This window comes from Nocardia sp. NPDC060255, assembly GCF_042727395.1.
In the GTDB taxonomy this organism is placed as follows: Bacteria; Actinomycetota; Actinomycetes; order Mycobacteriales; family Mycobacteriaceae; genus Nocardia.
Genome location: NZ_JBHXAU010000014.1, coordinates 223,107 through 242,061, shown reverse-complemented (window position 1 = coordinate 242,061; position 18,955 = coordinate 223,107). Strand labels below are relative to the sequence as shown.

At 61.5% G+C, this 18,955-nt stretch carries 13 protein-coding genes and 1 pseudogene; 13 read left to right on the top strand and 1 reads right to left on the bottom strand.

The genetic code is table 11. From position 1 onward, the window contains the following. The first annotated feature begins 426 nt into the window (after nucleotides 1-426). The 6 genes from ACFWF1_RS25645 to ACFWF1_RS25620 all read left to right on the top strand — a co-directional run bounded on the left by ACFWF1_RS25645 (nucleotide 427) and on the right by ACFWF1_RS25620 (nucleotide 10,394). Nucleotides 427-1,473: a ParB N-terminal domain-containing protein gene (locus ACFWF1_RS25645; RefSeq protein WP_379290005.1), complete on the top strand. Its 1,047-nt coding sequence runs from the start codon at nucleotides 427-429 to the stop codon at nucleotides 1,471-1,473. Nucleotides 1,474-2,258: 785 nt separating this feature from the next. Next, a complete protein-coding gene (locus ACFWF1_RS25640) occupies nucleotides 2,259-4,223 on the top strand; it encodes a CRTAC1 family protein (protein WP_379290003.1) in 1,965 nt (654 codons plus the stop codon). After that, nucleotides 4,223-6,946 carry a cyclic nucleotide-binding domain-containing protein gene (locus tag ACFWF1_RS25635; protein WP_379290002.1) on the top strand — a complete coding sequence of 908 codons (2,724 nt, stop codon included), beginning with the start codon at nucleotides 4,223-4,225 and terminating at the stop codon, nucleotides 6,944-6,946. The genes ACFWF1_RS25640 and ACFWF1_RS25635 overlap by 1 nt, the downstream gene beginning before the upstream one ends. Nucleotides 6,947-7,021: 75 nt before the next feature. After that, nucleotides 7,022-7,933 (top strand): putative selenate ABC transporter substrate-binding protein, encoded by a 912-nt coding sequence (locus ACFWF1_RS25630; RefSeq protein ID WP_379290000.1) that lies wholly within the window; start codon nucleotides 7,022-7,024, stop codon nucleotides 7,931-7,933. 5 nt (nucleotides 7,934-7,938) lie between these two features. Further along, the gene (locus ACFWF1_RS25625) at nucleotides 7,939-8,703 is read left to right on the top strand and encodes a phosphonate ABC transporter ATP-binding protein (protein WP_379289999.1); all 765 of its coding nucleotides are present in this window, start codon (nucleotides 7,939-7,941) and stop codon (nucleotides 8,701-8,703) included. Between the two features lie 125 nt (nucleotides 8,704-8,828). Then, nucleotides 8,829-10,394, top strand: a complete 1,566-nt coding sequence (locus ACFWF1_RS25620) for a PhnE/PtxC family ABC transporter permease (RefSeq protein ID WP_379289997.1) — start codon at nucleotides 8,829-8,831, stop codon at nucleotides 10,392-10,394. 57 nt (nucleotides 10,395-10,451) lie between these two features. Here ACFWF1_RS25620 and ACFWF1_RS25615 read toward each other — a convergent pair whose 3' ends face one another. Continuing rightward, nucleotides 10,452-11,483 carry an alpha/beta hydrolase gene (locus ACFWF1_RS25615; RefSeq protein WP_379289995.1) on the bottom strand — a complete coding sequence of 344 codons (1,032 nt, stop codon included), beginning with the start codon at nucleotides 11,481-11,483 and terminating at the stop codon, nucleotides 10,452-10,454. Between the two features lie 239 nt (nucleotides 11,484-11,722). Here ACFWF1_RS25615 and ACFWF1_RS25610 point away from each other — a divergent pair, with 239 nt between their 5' ends. From ACFWF1_RS25610 to ACFWF1_RS25580, 7 genes and pseudogenes are all read left to right on the top strand, one after another. Further along, nucleotides 11,723-13,174: an FAD-dependent oxidoreductase gene (locus tag ACFWF1_RS25610; RefSeq protein ID WP_379289994.1), complete on the top strand. Its 1,452-nt coding sequence runs from the start codon at nucleotides 11,723-11,725 to the stop codon at nucleotides 13,172-13,174. 18 nt (nucleotides 13,175-13,192) lie between these two features. Beyond that, the gene (locus ACFWF1_RS25605; protein WP_379289992.1) at nucleotides 13,193-14,440 is read left to right on the top strand and encodes a MalY/PatB family protein; all 1,248 of its coding nucleotides are present in this window, start codon (nucleotides 13,193-13,195) and stop codon (nucleotides 14,438-14,440) included. A 25-nt stretch (nucleotides 14,441-14,465) separates the two neighbouring features. Continuing rightward, nucleotides 14,466-15,137 (top strand): class I SAM-dependent methyltransferase, encoded by a 672-nt coding sequence (locus tag ACFWF1_RS25600; protein WP_379289990.1) that lies wholly within the window; start codon nucleotides 14,466-14,468, stop codon nucleotides 15,135-15,137. 145 nt (nucleotides 15,138-15,282) lie between these two features. Continuing rightward, nucleotides 15,283-15,429, top strand: a pseudogene (locus ACFWF1_RS25595) (ArsR/SmtB family transcription factor); the annotation flags it as partial. Nucleotides 15,430-15,585: 156 nt separating this feature from the next. Beyond that, entirely contained in the window at nucleotides 15,586-16,065 is a 480-nt protein-coding gene (locus ACFWF1_RS25590) for an SRPBCC family protein (RefSeq protein ID WP_379290032.1), read from the top strand. 15 nt (nucleotides 16,066-16,080) lie between these two features. Next, complete coding sequence (locus ACFWF1_RS25585; protein WP_379289988.1) at nucleotides 16,081-17,580, top strand: DHA2 family efflux MFS transporter permease subunit; 1,500 nt, start codon at nucleotides 16,081-16,083, stop codon at nucleotides 17,578-17,580. A gap of 254 nt (nucleotides 17,581-17,834) precedes the next feature. After that, a complete protein-coding gene (locus ACFWF1_RS25580; RefSeq protein WP_379322220.1) occupies nucleotides 17,835-18,560 on the top strand; it encodes a class I SAM-dependent methyltransferase in 726 nt (241 codons plus the stop codon). The last annotated feature ends 395 nt before the right edge of the window (nucleotides 18,561-18,955 follow it).

Genomic DNA, 18,955 nt, shown 5'->3' with positions numbered 1-18,955 from the left:
TGACTGCAAGATTCGGGGCTGTATTGATTGGACGCTTCGTGCTACCTTCATCCATTTTCGACCTGATTTGAAAGCATTGATCTCTTGACATATTGCCGAAATCGTCTTCGGCTCACAGCTTTCACCGAGATGAACACTGAATTTGCAATGAGCATGCTAAGATTCGGTTGACCTTTCAATCGGAACCATCTTAGTCGGGGGAGTCCGGCATGCGAACAGACGTGAATCTCGCCCTAATTGCCCAAGTCGGCAGTATGAATGTCCGTACCAGACGATAGTAGCACCCCAGCGTTAGTTCGCACTAACCTTTCGGACATTTATTTTCGGTCCTTCTGTATAAAAGATCTCGTTTCGAATCGGCTTCACCAGGCAGGTTCGTGGAGTTCCTTGTTATATCGCCCGAACTGGTGAGGGGGAAGGTGAAAGATGAAGCAGCAATCCAGCTCCTCGGAGGCCAATTATACCGAATTGGTCGAGGAATATAGCAGTAATCCGCCCAGTAGACTCGAAAGCCTGCTGGTACCGATTGAAACATTACTTCCGGCCGACTCGCCGCGCTTCCATGGCATCAACGAGGATTACTGTCGTTGCCTTTCCGAGGTTGAGACCGCGACGCCCCCTATTCTTGTGCATCGTCGAACCATGCGAGTGATCGACGGAATGCATCGGCTGTACGCAGCCAAATTGGCCGGTGCGGACACGATCCAGGTGAGATTCTTCGACGGTGATGAATCGGAAGCGTTCATCTGTGCCGTAAAGGAGAACAACGCTCACGGCCTGCCGCTCTCGTTGGCCGAGCGGGTGGCGGCCGCTCGTCGGATCATCGAGTCCTCGCCGGCACTGTCGAACCGGGCGATCGCCGGCTATGTCGGACTGTCTGACAAAACCGTGGGTGCAGTCCGTGCGCACGGATCAACCTCGGAACATTCGCAGTTGAGCAGCCGCATCGGCGCGGATGGCAAGGTACGGCCACTCGACCCTGAGACCGGACGGAGGCGGGCTGCGGAGATACTGAACCAGCGTCCGAATGCTTCTCTGCGGGAGATCGCCCTAGGCGCCGGGATCTCTGTCGGGACTGCGCATGACGTCCGCAAGCGGATCCGCAACGGCGAAAGTGCGGTCCCGTCGTATCGGCGACGAGGCGACGCCGAAGATCGAACAGCCTTGCCGGAGGGTGATGTCGCTGACGACAATCCGGCACGCAAGCATGTGTCCCGCGAGATCATGCCGCAAGAGATCGACCTATCGATTCTCCAGCGGCTTGCCAAAGATCCGTCGTTGCGCCACTCCGAGAGCGGGCGGGAGCTCTTGCGGTTCCTGAATACGTACGTGGTCCGCGACAGTCCGATGAAACAAGCAAGGACGGTACCACCGCACTGTGTCGAATCGGTGATCCAGCTAGCTCGCCAGTGCAGCAATGCGTGGCTGAGGTTCGCGCACGACGTCGAAGCAGCGAACAAGATAGCGCACTGAAACGCATTCGGCAATGCTTGACGGCCTGCCATTCGAGTATGTAACCGCTCGATGGTTACTTTGAGGTGAATTCGTAGCGAATCTGCCCGGCGCTCCAAATATCCCTTCAAGGTGCGATTTTTTGGTCCATTGCACGAGCTTCCCTTGACTGTATGCGTTCTGCATTCATCGTAGCAATTTTCCAGCGAAGATAGCGCGATGTTCGACCGTCTGACTTGAATGCTGTTCTCAACCCTCTATCTGGAGAGTTATTATGATACATCGCGTGATGTAGTTTGCTGCAAGGCAATTGTTTGGCAACAATATTGATGATGCTCAGGTCAGTGCTGTCCGAAAGCGTTGATGGGCGAGTACCAGATTTTCCTAGTGACCTAAGAAAGTTGTTCTGATGTAAAACTTCTTCAATTGACTATCGTGCGCAGCGCGCGGTACCGTCCGAATAGATCAATTGCGAATCGGGGAGTGAATACTTTTGAGTTCCCGCTCTCATAGATGATTCCGTCTCCGTGGGGATCGAACCCCGGGTGGCGATGAGGCAAGGGCTCTCAGATAGAGCTTTGCAGGCATATGGAGGCGCAATGACGTTGAAAGTCCGACACGGCTGGGCGAGTGTGTTGACGGCTGTAACGGTTACTATTTTCGTAGGTGTCGTGCCGAAACCGGCGGTCGCTGTGACCGCGGGGGTGACATTCACCGACATCACCCCGGGGTCGAGCCTCAGTGATTATCGGCGGGCGCCCTCACCGGCGGAGTTCGCGCGACGTGAGGGAAATCGGCAACGACCCATGTCCAACGACGCGGACTTCGTTGCCGAGCCGGTGCACGACCGGGGCCTGCCCGGTGTGGTTCTTTTCGACTACGACAACGATGGCGACTCCGACATCTTCGTGACCAACGGCCCCGGCAGGCCCAAGAGCCTCTATCGCAACGACCTGCAGGGCGGACATTCGACCTTTGTCGACGTCGGGTCGGGCGCGGGCGTCGGACTCACGGACATGGACGCCAACGGGGCATGTGCCGGAGACATCGACAACGACGGAAACATGGACCTCTACGTGCTCGGACGCAATCAGCCGAACCATCTGATGAAGAACCTGGGCAACGGAACCTTCCAAGACATCACGGACTCGAGCAACACCGGCCTGGGCAACCTGAACCATACGAGCTGCACGATGGCGGACTTCGACAACGACGGTCTGCTCGATATCGCGATCGCCAACACGTTCTCGATGACTGATGGTCTGGCTATCGTCGGCGTGCCGTACGGCTTGACACAGCAGAATCAGATGTTGCACAACAACGGCGGGTCGACGTTCACGGACGTGTCGGCCAGCTCGGGCTTCGACATGATCAAGCTCGCGGGTGTCGCGCCGGCCCCGCTGGGGGATATCTCCTGGGCCATCGCCGCTGTCGACATCGACCAGGACGGAGACTCGGACCTCGTCGTCGCCAACGACCAGGGCGCCTTCTTCATGAGCAAGTACGGCGGCATCGATCGCGGTTTCAACCGCGTGTATCGCAATGACGGCACGGGGCACTTCACCGACGTCACCTATGACGTCGGTCTCGCCGAGCCAGGGGCGTGGATGGGACTTGCGTTCGGAGACTTCAACTTCGACGGCACGATCGACATCTTCTCCACCAACTTCGGCGACTACGTGATGATGAATCCGCCGGTTCCGATCGTCACCCAGGACCTCGGCGACTGGTCGAGCCGCTGGCTGCTGCAGAAGCCCGACGGCACGTTCGTCGACCCGCGCAGGTCATCGGTCCGCAATCCTGTGGCGACTGCGGCAGATCCGACCCTGGGTGGGCTGAACGCGACACCGTTCGGTTGGGGCGTGTCGACGTTCGACTACGACAATGACGGGTCCCCAGACATCGTTTATCACGGCTCGTTGGACGCGTTGTCCGTCGTGACAGCGGACAACCCGGGGGCTCTGCTGCACAACGAGGGCCCGCAGGCTCTGCGCAACGGCTTCTTTCCGTCCTTCAGTTCCGACGATGCGTTCACCCGGTCGGGCGCTGACCATCGGCATCGGACGGTACTCGGGGTCGCGGTCGCGGACCTGGATCACAACGGATTCGATGACGTTGTCTCCGTAGGCTCGTCTGTCAACGTCGGGGACCTCACGCCGTACCACGATTCCGAACAGTTCAATTTCAACTCACCGTTCGATGATGCGAAATTCCTCGAGGTCTACGCGCCGCTGGGCGGCAACCGGCGCACCACCGTGCTCTACACGCCGACCGGCAAGCACACCGAGGACGGTGACCTGGTTGTCGAAATGAACAACGGCGGCAATGGCAACCGCTCCGCCGCGGTCCGCACAGTTGGGAGCATCGGCCTGACCGAAGGAGCGCGGGTCAATCGGAGCGGTATCGGTGCGGTCGTGAAGTTCACCCCCGCGGGAGGACACACCGCGATCAGGCCGGTGATCGCGGGGTCGAGCTTTGCCTCGCAGGACGAACTCGAAGGCACATTCGGCATGGGCCAAGCGAGTAGCGCCGTAGTCGAGGTGCTGTGGCCGGGTGGCGTGCGGAACAAGCTCTACGACGTCGGGCCCGGTGAACGGATCACCTTCCCCGAAATCCCGTGCAGCTACACCGATCCTGCTGTCTCGGCAGATCAATACCGAGCGTGCGTGAGCAAATCGGTCAGCGACTTGCGTGCTAGCGGGCAAGTGACTCAGCAGCAGGCTGATCGGCTTCTCAGCAGTGCGCTACGAGCATTCGACGAGGCCCACTGATGATGGACAGTAACGGAATTCAGGAATCCGACGTTCTGCGGTTCGCCCGGGTGTTTCCCCGGCTCGCCGATGGTCTGACGAAGACCGCGATGAAACGCCTACTCACCGTAGGACGTTGGGAACACGTCGAGGTCGGCAAGGCCTTAACTCTGCAGAAGCAGCCAGGCAGCGATCTCTATCTGCTGGTGGACGGGACCGTCGACGTGGTTGTGCAGACAGCCGGTAGAACCGAACGCAGGTGGACGGCCGGACCAGGGGCGTGCATCGGTCCCGCTGATCTAGTGGATCCGGGCCCGTCCGAGGCTACGGTCGTCACCGCGGCCCCATGCGTCGTCATCCACTTGGCGCACAACCGATTTACAGCATTGACCGCGAGCGATCCACCGCTCGCCGAAACCCTGCTGGACTATCTCGAGACGGAGCTCAGAGAACTCCAGTCGGAGCAAATCGACCTGTTCACCGGCCTCGCCGGAATGCGCCCGCTGGCCGACGACATAGATCGAGGTACGGAGGGAGGTCCTAGTAGTTCAACCGACGGCGATCCTATTGGGCCCGGTGAGGCTGAGCGAGCACGGTCATTTCTCATCGACTCTGAGGAGTTCGGCTCGACGGTGGCCCCGCAGCTCGAAACGCTGATCCGTGCGTTGCGGATCGAAACAATCGGAGGCGGCCGGACGCTTGTTGGCGCGGACAGCGAAGCGGGCCCGGCCTGGCTTGTACTCGACGGCGAACTCGTCGCCATGTACCGAGGGCGTGAAGTCGGTCGATATCTGCCCGGCGACTGGGTCGCAACAGCGAACCCCGATTCGAACTCTGCTGAAGGACTGACTGTCCGCGCGTTGTTCCCGAGTACGGTAGCGCGACTGAGTGGTTCGACGCGCAAATCGCTGGAAGAGTCCTCGGCGGCGCTGCATAACCAGTTGCGCCGGGCCCTGATTCGGCAGTTGGCGCGTGAGTTCAGGCAAGTGTGCAGCAGAGTGCGCGGTCACCTCGGTGGCGGAGCACGCGGAGCCGATTCACACGGCAACCGGACCGAACACGTCGACGTCGTGGTAGTCGGCGGCGGCCCGATCGGTCTGGCGTACGCGATCTGGCTCAAGCGGGCGCGACCGGAGACCCGCATCGTGGTGATGGATCGGCGAATCCGCCCTGGGTACAAGGTCGGTGAGAGCGCTTTGTCGACCACTGTGCGCAGCCTGCGTTCGCTCGGGCTGTCGCAGACGATGCTGCGCCGGCTCTTCGCGAACAAACTCGGACTCGCGTTCTGGTGGGTCGGACCGGATCAGCCGATGCCGACCACCCACATCGATGTTGTCGAGATCGAGGAGACGTTCCAAGTCGAGCGCCGCGTACTGGAGACGGCGCTGTTGCAATGCGCGACTCGGATGGGCATCGACGTACGCACCGGTTGTCGAGTGGATGTCGCCCGCAGCACCATCGATACACCACGAAGCACGCTTGTCTGTCGTGCGGCCGATGGTGAATACACGATGACGACCTCGATTGTGTGCGACGCGAGTGGGATCGCCTCGGTGATCCCACGATCGCTCGGCAAGGGCCGCAAACCTCGCGACACCATTGACGCGAACACATATTTCGGCTATTTCAAACGGGTCTCACACCCAGATCTTGACCACTGGGACATCGCCGCGACCAGGCATCTCTGCTTCCCAGAAGGATGGTGGTGGTTTATCACCGTATGCAGTTGGGACGCTATGCCGGATGACGCGTTGCGCGACATGGTTGGCACGATGCTCGACGAACTGCCGATCGAGGACAGTGACGATGTCCCGACGCGTGCCGAGTTCGCCAAGCGATTCGGTGGCGAGACCGAGGAAATCGTCAGTATCGGCGTGGTCGTACGGAACGACCGCGACGACAGCAAGCACCTCAACACGCAAGATCGATTCGACTACTGGGTCAAGCGTTACCCCGGTGTCGAGGCGGTGCTCCGCCACTATCAACGGGTCGAGAATCCGTACGGAAAGAATCATCCCATCCTCAGCTTCCAGAACATGGTGCACGACCTCGAGAGTGCAGCCGGAGACGGCTGGCTCGCGATCGGGGACTCCGCGTTCTTCGTCAACCCGCTGTTCTCGCCGGGACTCAACTTCGGCTCCGGCACCGCGTATATGGCGGTGCAAGCCACTATCAGGGCACTGGATACCGCCGACACCAGCCGGGCGAGCTTCGAAACGTACGAAAACTACCGACGGACGATCAGCACAGCGCTGTTTCGCGAGAACGAGATGCTGTATCGGAGCTTCCGTTCCGCGCGTTCGTTCGAACGCGTACTGATGTTGAAGTTCTTCTTCGGTATCACCGACATTCTCCCGAGAGGCGACTACTCGCCGTCGGATCCGTACGTGTACAACCTGCTCGATCCCCACTTCTCGGTGACTGTTCAGCGGGTAGTCGACATCATGCGTGACGGTGAAGCACGCGGCGAACACCCTGACATCACAGCGGAAGCGGTCGCGGCTGTCATCGATGAACTCGTCGAGTGGCTTCGCGACCTGGATGTTGTTCGCGACGCACACATCGGTCGCTACTTCACGCACTACACCGATGATCTGCACCGTGTCGACAACCGGGATCGAGGCCGCGGTGACTTCCGCACCTGGCGGTGCACCGGCTGCCGGTCCTTTGTAGACGAGATGTTCCGGTTCTGTCTCGTATGCGGCGCGGAGGGGCCTGTGTCGACGGCGACGACTCAGAGCTGAGCAAACAGGTTAAGCGCCTGTGCGGCAACGTTATACGCCGACGAAAGCGTTCTCACCGAGGAAGTTGGATATCGAATGAGACATCTTGGTCGCGCCGTCCTGCTCGCTCTCAGCATATTGCTGGCGGTCGCATGCGGCGGCTCGCCGGGCAACCCGCACCACGTCAGCGGAAACGGTATGCTGCGGATCGGGGCGATTCCCGATCAGGATCCGCAAAAGCTCCAACGTACCTACAGCGTGCTGGCCGACTGGCTCGGTGACCAACTCGGGGTCAAGGTCGAATATGTGCCCGTCACGGACTACATGGCGTCGGTCAGCGCCTTTGTCCGCGGGGATCTCGATCTCGTCTTCTTCGGCGGACTGACCGCGGTGCAGGCAACGCACCAGCTGCCGGGCGCTGTGCCGATCGCCCAACGTGATGTGGACGCCGAGTTTCGGAGCGTGTTCGTCGCCAACGTCAGAAGCAACATCAAACCTGTCGGCGACATCGCTGGCCTGAAAACACTTGCCGGACACAGGTATACATTTGGCGCCGACACCTCTACCTCGGGTCGGCTGATGCCGCAATACTTCTTGCAGCAAGCTGGCGTCGGTATCGGTGATTTCGCGGGCGCGGCCGGGTTCTCCGGCTCGCACGATGCAACCTGGAAGCTCGTCCAGGAGGGGACATACGAAGTAGGCGCACTGAACGCCGCGGTGTGGGATGACCGGCTGGCTTCCGGAGCAATCGACACGTCGAAGGTTCGCGAAGTCTTTCGCACACCGTCCTACCACGACTATTGCTGGGTCGCCCGGCCGGATCTCGACAAGAAATTCGGGGACGGTTTCACGCGGAAGGTGACCGATGCGTTCTTATCGATCGACGGCAGCGACGAGCACGAGCGCGAGATCCTCCGAGCGTTCGCGGCCAAGAAATTCATCACGACCGAGGCCGCCAACTATGCTCAGATCGAAGCTGTGGCACGCGATCTGGGCCTGCTGAATTGATCGCGATGGCGGATCGAGTTTTCGAGCTCCAAGATGTGACGGTTCGTTACGGATCGACAGTTGCCCTCGCGGGAATCGACCTCACGGTCGCGCCGGGGGAGCGGATCGCGGTCATCGGGCCGAGCGGTGCGGGCAAGACGACGTTGATCGGGCTGTTGAACGGCACGTCCGTCGCGACGAAAGGTCGGGTGCACGCGCTGGGTTGCGATTACACCGCCGCCGGCGTCCGTGAGGTGCGTGCGGCGCAGCGCCGAATCGGCACGATCTACCAGCAGTTCGATCTCGTCGACCAGCTCCGCACAGTGCACAACGTGAACGCGGGCAGACTGGGCAACTGGCCGTTCTGGAAAGCTGTTCTGTCGTTGGTACGAGCGCAGGATGTGCGGTCGGTGCGCGCCGCGCTCGATCGGGTCGGTATCGGTGACAAGATCAACGAGCGGACCGGTTCGCTGTCCGGAGGTGAGAAGCAACGGGTCGCGATCGCCCGCGTACTGGTGCAACAGCCCGTCGCGATCTTGGCCGACGAGCCGGTCGCAAGTCTGGATCCGGCTCGCGGCAGGCAGATCATCGAGCTGCTGCTCGCGCTCTCGATCGAGGCCGGCGTCACTGTGATCACGAGTCTCCACGACGTGGACCTGGCGTTGAGCCACTTCGAGCGAATCGTCGGCCTGCGGGCTGGTCGGTTGATCTTCGATTGTTCTCGAAAAGACCTGAGCGACACAGAAATTGAATCGCTCTATCTACTCGAACCGGCTGCCGTCCGACGATGATCGTCAAGACCGCCGAGCTCGAATCGAATGGGGTGACCGCAGCGCCCGCCTGCGGTGGTCCTCGGTTGAGGCGCGCGACGGCCAAGGGGGTTCCTGCGCGTCACCGCCATGTGTGGTTGGCACTGATGGGGGTCGCGGTGGCGGGCTCGGCTGTGCTGGGAATCTGGCACAAACCGGTGATTCTGCCCGGAGGCGGGGGAGCGTTCGTCGAGTTCTTCGGAACCGCCGTGCACCCTGAGTTCGATGAGAACTTCCTCGTATTGACGCTCACCGCGGCGTTGACAACGCTCGCATACGCGGTGCTCGGGACCTTGCTGAGCATTGTGATCGGTTTCGTCGGAGGCGTTGTGGCTGCGCAGGCGTGGTGGATGTCCGGTGTTCGAACTCGGCGACGACGTAGCAAGGCGGGTTGGGCGGTTACGCGCGTGGTGCTCGCGGTGCCGCGCGGAATTCACGAGGTGGTCTGGGCACTGTTCCTCCTGCTCGTCTTCGGGCTCAACCCGATGGTCGCGGTGCTCGCCATCGGCGTCCCGTTCGGCGCCATCACCGCAAAGGTGTTCTCCGAGTTGCTGGATGAAGCACCCCGTCGGCCGTATGAGGCCTTGCGAGCCGCCGGGGTCAGGAAGCTGCCCGCGATGTTGTATGGACTTGTCCCGCTCGCGTTGCCGGACTTGGTCTCCTACGGTTTCTACCGCTTCGACTGCGCGATTCGCAGTGCGGCGATCCTGGGCATCGTCGGTGCCGGTGGTCTCGGCTATGAACTCGTGCTGAGCTTTCAGACGCTGCGCTACAACGAAATCTGGACATTGCTATACGCGCTGATCGCGTTGAACGCCGCAGCCGAAGTCTGGAGTGGATGGGTCCGACGACGGCGCAGCGGTCGGCCCCACGATCCGGTGCTGATCGGCTCGTTGCTCGTCGGCATATTGCTTGCCGTGCTGTCGATGTGGTGGATAGGTCTCGACATGCGTGTGCTCGGAGACAGCGCTAACTGGCGCCGTGCAGTCACGGTGCTCGGCGAAGCGTGGCCGCCGGATCTCGGGCCTGGCGGCATCGGCAATCTGCTCGAGCTGACGGCTATCACGCTGGCGATGTCGTTGCTCGCCATGGCGTTTGCCTTCGTCGGCGGTGTGCTGCTCGCGTTTCCCGCGGCCAGATTGTCACAGCTCGGGTGCCGGACCGATGGTGGTCTTGTACGGCGGGTAAGGCGAGCCGCCTCGATGGCCGGTGTCCGGATCATTCTTGTTGTGCTGCGGGCGATTCCACCACCGGTTTGGGCGCTGCTGTTCCTGTTCGTCTGCTACCCGGGGATCGTGCCGGGCGCCTTGGCGCTCGGTGTCTACACCGCAGGTGTGCTGGGACGGTTGATGGCGGAAGCGGCCGAGAACTTGGATGGTCGGCCATTGCGGGCTTTGCGTGCGCAAGGCGCGAACGAGGCGCAGGTTTTCAGTTACGGCGTGGTCCCAGCGGTGACCCCGAGGTTCGTCGCCTTCGGCCTGTACCGCTGGGAGGTGACCATCCGGGAAACCATCGTGGTTGGCGTCGTCGGCGCCGGCGGACTCGGGCTGCTGCTCGATCATCGGCTGCACGCGTTCGACTACCGCGGGGCGCTCACCGCAATGCTTGCCCTTACCGTGCTGACTATCGCCGTCGACTTCGCCAGCGCGTTCGTCCGTCGGTCGGTACGGTGACGGGCGCTTACTCGAGTGTTCAACTGCGGAAAATTCAGGTTGAACACGGTCGGTTGATCAATCCGCCGAGAGCCGTTCGACGAGCCAGCCCAGCGATAAGGGGTAACGGTGGTCAATGCCGTTGTGCTTGCCAGGGAACAGCTCGAAGTGCACGACGTCGGCTGGGACGCGGGCTTGTTCGAGGGCCGCATGGAATGCCTGAGCGCCGATGTCCAGGTAGTGCTCGTCCTGCATGCCGCCATCGACCCAGATGGCCCGCATCGATCGCAACGCGTCGGCGTGCTGGGCCGCCATCCGTACCGGATCCCAATCCAGCCAGCGCTGCCACACCGCGGGTCGGAGCACCCCCGTCGTCGGATCGAACGGAAGCTCGGGCGTGCCGTCCGCACGTGCGGACAAGCACGCGGACATACCGTAGATGATCAGCAGCGAAGGGTCCTCGGGCCGGGTGAAGCTGCCGCGCTGCTGGAAGTCACGCCACCATCGTTCGATGTCCCCGCCGTAACTACGCAGGAAGCGTACGCACATAGGGAACTTGGCGAAACACGTGAACTCGAACAGCGCATCGCCGGCATGGGTTGCTAAACCGCCGAAGAGATCCGGCCGCAACATCGCGGTGACCATGGCGCCGAACCCGCCACTGGATTTCCCGGAGACACCGCGGCACGCGGCCTCGGGATGAGTTCGGTAGTGGGAGTCGACCCAGGGGACAATCTCGTCACAGAGGTACGAGTGGTAACGGCCGGTCCCGGCCGAGTCGACAAACTGGCTGCCGCCATATTTGGTCCAGGTATCCACGAACACGACGATCGCGGGTGGAATCTCGCCGTCGGCCATCCGCTTGTCGATAACCTCGATAAAGGGGCGCTGGAACGGGTAGCGGTTCCACCACATCTCGATCCGACCCAGGTAGCCCTGCAAAACGTAAATTGACGGATACCGCTGGATGCCTTCATCGTAGCCGGGGGGAACGTACACCCATAACGGCCGAGTGTTGGAATCCTGCAAGATATTGTCTTGAAGTGCTTTGCTTTCGATCGAGTGTTCATTCAATTGGCCGACCAGCTCAGGCGACGACGTTGACGACATCTTCAGCTCCTTGGCCAGGATGCGGGCTGTGAATAATTGTCCTCTAGATTGAACGAATATTGCTTCTGTGGCAAGGGTTCACCTGGTTTGCGGCTGTTGCGCAGTTTCATTCTGTGGAAACTGATCACCCGTTGACTGAAAATTTGACAGTGACGTCCGTGGGTAGCGACAATTTTTCGCAGTGGTATCGGGCACCTGTTCTGGTGAATCGCTGCAGTGCGATTCGAACGGAGGATCATATGACTACGACCGATTGGGATGTCATTGTGGTTGGTGGTGGACCGGCTGGATCTACGGCCGCTACCGTCATCGCCCTGGATGGTCATCGCGTCTTGTTGCTCGAGCGAGATAGCTTGCCGCGCTATCAGATTGGTGAATCGCTACTTCCGTCGACGATCCATGGCATCCTCCCGCTGCTCGGCGTCCACGAGGAAGTCGAGGCTGCCGGATTCATCCGAAAGAATGGCGGAACATTCCGTTGGGGTGCCAGCAGCGAGCCGTGGACCTTTGCTTTCGCGGCATCTCCGGACATGATCGAACTCGGTGCCTACGGCTATCAAGTGGAGCGTATGAAGTTCGATGAAATGCTACTTCTCAACGCGAAACGGAAAGGTGTGGATGTCCGCCAGAACCACGGTGTTACCGGCGTGCTCGAAGACGGCGACCGGGTAAGCGGAGTCACGTTTTCCGATGAGAGTGGACAACGCCGAACGGCCACCGCTCGATTCGTCATCGATGCCTCTGGCCACGGGAGTCGCATACATCGAGCAGTGGGCGGAGATCGTGAATACTCGCCATTCTTTCGGAATCTTGCGGTGTTCTCCTACTTCGAAGGCGGGGAGCGGCTGCCGGAGCCGAACAGTGGAAATATTCTGTCGGCGGCCTTCGATGACGGTTGGTTCTGGTATATCCCGTTGAGCGACAAGCTGACCAGCGTCGGCGCCGTTGTCGGTGCGGACAAGGCCGCGCCGATCCAAGCGGATCCCGATGCTGCGCTGCGCTCGTACATCGCTCAGTGCCCGCTCGTCGACCGCTATCTACGCGGTGCCAGACGGTCGACGACCGCGCCCTATGACACGGTCCGGGTGCGCAAGGACTATTCATACGACAGGCCTGTGCTCTGGCGGCCGGGAATGGCCGTTGTCGGCGATGCGGCGATGTTCATCGATCCGGTCTTTTCATCCGGTGTCCACCTGTCGACCTATGGCGCACTGCTCGGCGCGCGCGCAATCAATACTCACCTGGCAGGTAGCGCGGACGAAGCCACCTGCTTCGACGAGTTCGAAGGGCGGTACCGTCGCGAATTCGCGATCTTCCGGGACTTCCTCGTCGCGTTCTACAAGATGAACCTCACCGAGGAGTCGTACTACTGGGAGGCGAAACGCGTCGCCCACCACGATGGCTCGGTGCTTCAGGCATTCCTCGACGTGGTCGGCGGCATGATGGCACGCGACATCGTCCCCCCGGGCGGACTTCCCCCGGAGGCCAGGACCATGCCGATTCCGCCGGCGATGATCGGTGGCTTCGCCAAGGGAATGGAGATGGGCATCCGGGACATGCGGGGGGCCGTCGATCCTGACGCGCCGTCGCCTGCCGGTGCTTCGAAGTTCGTGCCGTCGGCCGACGGGCGGCGGTGGCAGGTCCGAGCGGATCAGGTCGAGCCGGAGGCACGGCATGCCGTCGGCCGCTGATTCGACGGAGGAATCGCGATGACCTATCAACCCATGAACGAGATGGACCCGCGGGCGTACGGCTTCGACAATCTCGATCTCGCCTGGCTTCGGCGGAAGTCGGGAGTCAAGTGGGCGCGGGTCGCGCCTGACGTTCTCTCAGCGTGGATCGCCGACATGGACTTCCCCGTAGCGCCGCCAGTGCTGAACGCGCTGACGGAGACCCTGAATCGGGGCGATCTCGGATATCCCGCGTGGTCGAACTGGATGGGTCCCGATCCGCTCGCCGAAGACTTCACCAAGCGGATGGAGCTGTATCAGTGGGCGGCGGAACCGGATTGGGTACGCAGCTTCAGTGACATCATTCAAGCAATCCAGATAGTCATTCAGACGATGACGAAGCCGGGGGATGGTGTCGTCGTTCAAACGCCGAGTTATCCGCCGTTTTTGAAGACGGTGACCATGATGGGTCGGCGCGCCGTCGCCGATCCGATCGAACGTACCGACGCGGGATGGTCATTCGACCCACAGCGGCTCCGCCGGACGATCGCCAAGGAACGCCCACGCGTGCTGATCATTGTGAATCCGCACAACCCGACCGGGCGAGTGTTCACCAGGGCGGAACTCGAGGAGCTCGCGGAGATCGCGATCGCCAATGACATGGTGGTCGTCGCCGATGAGGTGCTCGCCGATCTCGCGTTCGCGCCGCACCAGCACATCCCGATCGCATCGCTGAGTTCCGAGATCGCCGCGCGGACGATCACGATGACCTCCGCGACCAAAGCCTTCAACTTCGCCGGTCTGCGATGCGCGGTAACCCACATCGGTCCGGCAGAACTTCGCGACGCGATCGACGCCGCGCCGCCAGATGTCTTCGGTGTGGTCAACGTACTCGGAATCGAAGCAACGAAGGCTGCCTGGCGCGACGGCGACGACTGGCTCGGGGCGGTCCGGAGCCAACTCCTACGGAACCGAGACATGGTGTGCGACAGTGTTGTTCATCGGATTCCGATGCTCACGTCTGATCCACCCGAGGCAAACTATCTGCTCTGGCTGGACTGCGGAAAACTGCGAAAAGAAGACCCTGCCTTGTTCTTTCGGGAAGCCGCCCGGGTGGAACTCAGCACAGGAAAGACCTTCGGACCTGGCTGTGCGGACTTCGTCCGCCTGAACTTCGCCACCTCGCCCGACATCCTCGCCGAGATCCTCACCCGTATGGCGGCCGCGGTAGACGACACGATCCGCATCGGCGGCCCCGGGCGCAGCCACGACGCGGAATCCCACTGATCGGCATCGGAGAACGGAAACGCACATGGCTGTCGCGAACGACAAGGTGGCTCGCCGCTGGAGCTCAGGAAAGGCGAGCCAGCGCGTCTACAACTACACCATTCGCCGGCCGCGCCTGTTCCGTCTGATGAGCAGGATCGTCTGGGGCGCTGACGTACGACCGTTCTACTCCGACATCGCGGGACTCGCGGACCTCGCGGCGGGCACACGAGTACTCGATGTGCCCTGCGGGAGCGGCGTGGCGTTCCGCGGTGTCGAGGGAACAGCAGGAATCCGCTTTGTCGCGGCTGACATTTCACCGTTCATGCTCGACACCGCGAGAGCCGAGGCGGTCCGCCGCGGCATCACCGGCATCGAGTTCGTCCACGCCGACGTGGCGCGTATGCCCTTCGCCGAGAGCTCATTCGATGTGTGCGTGAGTTACAACGGGCTGCACTGTTTTCCTGATCCGGTAGCCGCCGTACAGGAAATGGCCAGGGTGCTGCGCGTCGGCGGCGAGCTCCGCGGCACGGTCGTCGTCACCGGTGGAAGCGCTCTGTCCGCCGCGGCAATCGCGAAGTTCCAGCGCACCGATCAGTTCGCGACCGTGGGCTCCTCCGAGGACTTGCGTGAGTGTCTCACCGGCGCGGGATTCATCGATATCCGCCTCGATCGACAGGGGGCCTACGTGGTTTTTCACGCGCTCAAAGCCGGTTGAGCGGCCATGCTTCGGCCGTCGCGGGACGGCCCGAAACGGTTTGGGCGAGGGCCCTTGCACCCTCTCGGTGTATAAGTCTAGTCTAACCGTCAGTGAACACTAACGGAGGTTCACGGTGGACACTTACGGGGGTTCAGCCGCTCTCATGTTGCTCGGTGACCGTAGTAGACGCGCAATTTTCGAGCACCTGGCTCGGGGACCGCGTTCGGTCGGCGAGCTGGCGGAATTGTTACCCATCAGTAGACCGGCGGTGTCCCAGCACCTTTCCGCGCTGCGAATCGGCGGACTTGTCATCTGCGAAGTACACGGCACGCGACACGTCTACCGGCTCAACGTCGAGGGTGTAGCAGGAATACGGGCGTATCTGGATCAAATCCAGGAAGATGCGCTCCGCTCTTTTCGGAGCGCTGCGGAAGCGGCGTTATCTACAGCAGAAAAGGAGTCATCTATGAGTACACCAGCCTCGATCCCTGTGATCAGTGGAACCATCACGGTCGATGTGCCGCAAGAGCACGCGTTCAAGTTCTTCACCGAATCATTTGGAAGCTGGTGGCCGACCGTCTTCCACATCGGTCAAGCGGACATGGCAGACGGTGTCATCGAGCCGCGAGAAGGTGGCCGGTGGTTCGAGAAAGGAGTGGACGGTTCGGAGTGTGACTGGGGTCGGGTGATCGCCTGGGATCCGCCGAACAAGATCGTCTTGACCTGGCAGATCAACGGGATGTTCGCGTACGACGGCGATCCCGAGCACGCCAGCGAGATCGAGATCCGCTTCGCTCCGGAAGGTCCGGACCAGACCAAGGTCGACGTCGAGCACCGGAATATCGAGCGACTTGTCCAGGGGCAGGGCGTCTACGACGGCATCAACCAGGGCGGCGGCTGGCAGGCCAACCTGGATGCCTACGCGGCGGCGCTCGCGAACAAGTAACACCATCTCAGACGTGTGATCGGTCGCCGGCGCGAAGCTTGCTTTCGTGCTGGCGACCGCATCCACGACCGCCGGTTGAACGACTTCACGAGGGAGCCGACATTGGTGACAGCAGTTGATGAGCAGGACATCGCAGGAAGCCGCGCCTGGACCGTCGCGCTCGGCTCGGTCGCATCATTCATGGTCGGCCTAGACGTGCTGATCATGATGACTGCCGTGTCGACGCTGCACCTCGAATTCGGAACGGACGCAGCAGGTATCGGGTGGAGCATCAACGCCTACGAGATCGGTTTCGCCGCGTTGATCCTCACCGGATCGGTGATCGGTGACCGTTACGGGCGCAAGCGGATGTTCATCGTCGGCGTCGCGTGGTTCACTCTGGGATCAGTGCTGTGCGCACTCAGTACCAGCATGGAAATGCTCGTCCTCGCTCGCGGGTTCCAAGGTCTCGGCGGCGGCATCGCGACAGCGCTGGCCCTCGCGGTGATCACGGCGTCGACGCCGTCGGAACGCCGGGGTACCGCGTTCGGCATCTGGGGCGCTGTGATGGGAATGGCGGTCGCGGTCGGCCCGCTGGTCGGCGGAACAATTATCCATTTCCTGTCCTGGGAGTGGTGCTTCTGGTTGAACGTGCCGATCGGCATCGTCGTGATAGTGCTCTCCTGGCGGAAGGTGCCGGAGACCCGAGGTAGTGCGACCGGGATCGACTTTCTGGGCATGATCCTGTCGACGGCCGGTGTGGTCTCGTTGTCCCAAGCGTTGCTGCGCGGTGGTGAGGTCGGCTGGTCCGCACCTTCCATCGTCGGCGGCATCATTCTGGGGTTGCTGCTCCTGATCGCGTTTGTTGCCTGGCAGCGACGCACACCGGCGCCGATGATGCCGTTGAAGATGTTCGAGAACTTGAGCTTCTCGGGTGGCTGCGGAGTCAGTTTTGTTTTGGGCGCCAGCCTTTACGGCAATGCATTCCTTTTCGCTCAGTACCTGCAGCTCGCGCTCGGAAACGACCCGCTGATGGTCGGGATCAAAATGCTGCCGTGGGTGGCGCTGGCGCCTATTGTCGCTCCGATTGCGGGTGTGCTCGCGGACAGGATCGGCGAACGACCGATCGTCATTGTCGCGCTCGTATTGTTCGCTGCCGCGTTCTTCGCCATCGGGCCGCTGGTCAAATTTGGCGCCGGGTACGGGACACTCGTGCTGCCCTTGATCGTGGCCGGCATCGGCGTGGCGGCGCTGTTCCCAGCACTGGCTACCGCGGTGATGCGGGTCGTCGATCCGGATCGACTCGGTGTCGCTTCCGGTGTCAGCAACACCATCAGGCAAGTAGGTGCCGTCTTCGGAGTCGCTATCGCCGTGGCCATATTCACGTCGTTCGGTGGTTACCAGTCACCACAAGATTTCGTTGACGGCTACACGCCGGCCGCAGTGGTACTCGCCGCGATCACTCTCACTGGTTTGATTCCGGCGCTCCTGATCCGGCCGCGCACGGCCAAGGTGGATGCCGTCACGATGAAGTGACAACTCCATAGGAATCTGATCACGTACGGCCGCAGATTATTCTGCGGCCGTTTCAGTGCTCCTTGTTTGACGGCCTGACTTCTCGGCGAGATTATTGTGCTGTAACCATCGTCGGATAGGAATTCGTGAATTCACGTATTTCGAGAAAAGGAGCCGGGATGACTATGGCGCCAGAGATCATGAATCGAATGCGCAGTATGTGGGGCGCAGTCGACTACCACCCAATTGCGGTGCGTGACGTATACGTCGGCGAATTGCTGGTCCGCGCCGTTGACGTTCACCCAGGCCAGCATGTCTTGGATGTCGGCGCCGGATCCGGCAATGCCGCCCTCTCCGCAGCTCGACGCGGCGCAAGCGTTATCGCGACCGACTTGGTGGCGTCGTCACTGGAGACCGCGACCCGTCGCGCCGCGAGCGAAGGCCTGGACCTTCAGGTCGAAACGGCCGACGCGCAGGATCTGCCGTTCGATACTGACACCTTCGACGTGGTCATGTCGACCTTCGGGGCGATGTACGCGCCGAACCACGCGCGCACCGCCGACGAGCTGATTCGGGTCTGCCGGCCTGGTGGACGGATCGGGCTTGCGAGCTGGACGCCGGGCGGACTCGTCGGCCGCCTGCAGGGGATGATGGCGAAGGCGATGGCGCAGCCACCGAAAGCCGGACCGAAGCCGGGAGGCGGTGGCCCGCCCACACTGTGGGGCACCGAAGAGCATTGCCGCGAGCTGTTCGGCGACCGGGTGAAGCTGACGAGTGCGGTTCGCATACACGAATACTGCGCTGCGACCGCGGAAGCGCAGGTCCAGTTGCTGCTCGATCATCTGCCACCTTGGCACACCGCTTTCAAAGCACTGACACCGGAGAAACAGGAAGAGATCTCTGCTGCTGCCATCGCGGAGTTCGAGCGAGCAAACCGCGCCCAGGACGGCACCAATGTCGCTGAGGCTGAGTATCTCGAGGTCATCGCGACCGTTGTATAGAAGGCCCGCGCAGGCGGCCTAAGCAACTCGCCTGCAGTCGCGCGGCATTTCGACCACCAGCCCTGAGTCGGCGGGCCCTAACTCCCGGGCCTGCCGACTCAGGGCTGGTGGTCTTCGCGATTGCCACGACGGGCAAGTCGGCAGCAGCTGACAGAGGCGTATCCGTGTCGAGCGTTTGAACGCATTTCAATTGCGGAATCTCCGAGGTTGAACAGGTCTGAAATCCGACAGTATCCTTCGGCGCGCGGAAACAGTATCGGTCGATCATCGCTTACGGATTGAGTTGATTGTCAGCACGAGAGGCCTCTGCCCATAATGAAACGGTGAAGAATGCGGCGGACAAATGCTCCGTGCCGCGATCGGGATGTCGGTAATTCCGGGATTGGAGAACTGAA

What these genes read in the sequence shown, in the direction of transcription:
- ACFWF1_RS25590 (WP_379290032.1), top strand. Translation starts at nt 15,586, where the DNA reads ATGAGTACACCAGCCTCGATCCCTGTGATCAGTGGAACCATCACGGTC.
- ACFWF1_RS25630 (WP_379290000.1), top strand. Translation starts at nt 7,022, where the DNA reads ATGAGACATCTTGGTCGCGCCGTCCTGCTCGCTCTCAGCATATTGCTG.
- ACFWF1_RS25635 (WP_379290002.1), top strand. Translation starts at nt 4,223, where the DNA reads ATGATGGACAGTAACGGAATTCAGGAATCCGACGTTCTGCGGTTCGCC.
- ACFWF1_RS25615 (WP_379289995.1), bottom strand. Translation starts at nt 11,483, where the DNA reads ATGTCGTCAACGTCGTCGCCTGAGCTGGTCGGCCAATTGAATGAACAC.
- ACFWF1_RS25645 (WP_379290005.1), top strand. Translation starts at nt 427, where the DNA reads ATGAAGCAGCAATCCAGCTCCTCGGAGGCCAATTATACCGAATTGGTC.
- ACFWF1_RS25600 (WP_379289990.1), top strand. Translation starts at nt 14,466, where the DNA reads ATGGCTGTCGCGAACGACAAGGTGGCTCGCCGCTGGAGCTCAGGAAAG.
- ACFWF1_RS25620 (WP_379289997.1), top strand. Translation starts at nt 8,829, where the DNA reads ATGGGGGTCGCGGTGGCGGGCTCGGCTGTGCTGGGAATCTGGCACAAA.
- ACFWF1_RS25605 (WP_379289992.1), top strand. Translation starts at nt 13,193, where the DNA reads ATGACCTATCAACCCATGAACGAGATGGACCCGCGGGCGTACGGCTTC.
- ACFWF1_RS25610 (WP_379289994.1), top strand. Translation starts at nt 11,723, where the DNA reads ATGACTACGACCGATTGGGATGTCATTGTGGTTGGTGGTGGACCGGCT.
- ACFWF1_RS25640 (WP_379290003.1), top strand. Translation starts at nt 2,259, where the DNA reads ATGTCCAACGACGCGGACTTCGTTGCCGAGCCGGTGCACGACCGGGGC.
- ACFWF1_RS25625 (WP_379289999.1), top strand. Translation starts at nt 7,939, where the DNA reads ATGGCGGATCGAGTTTTCGAGCTCCAAGATGTGACGGTTCGTTACGGA.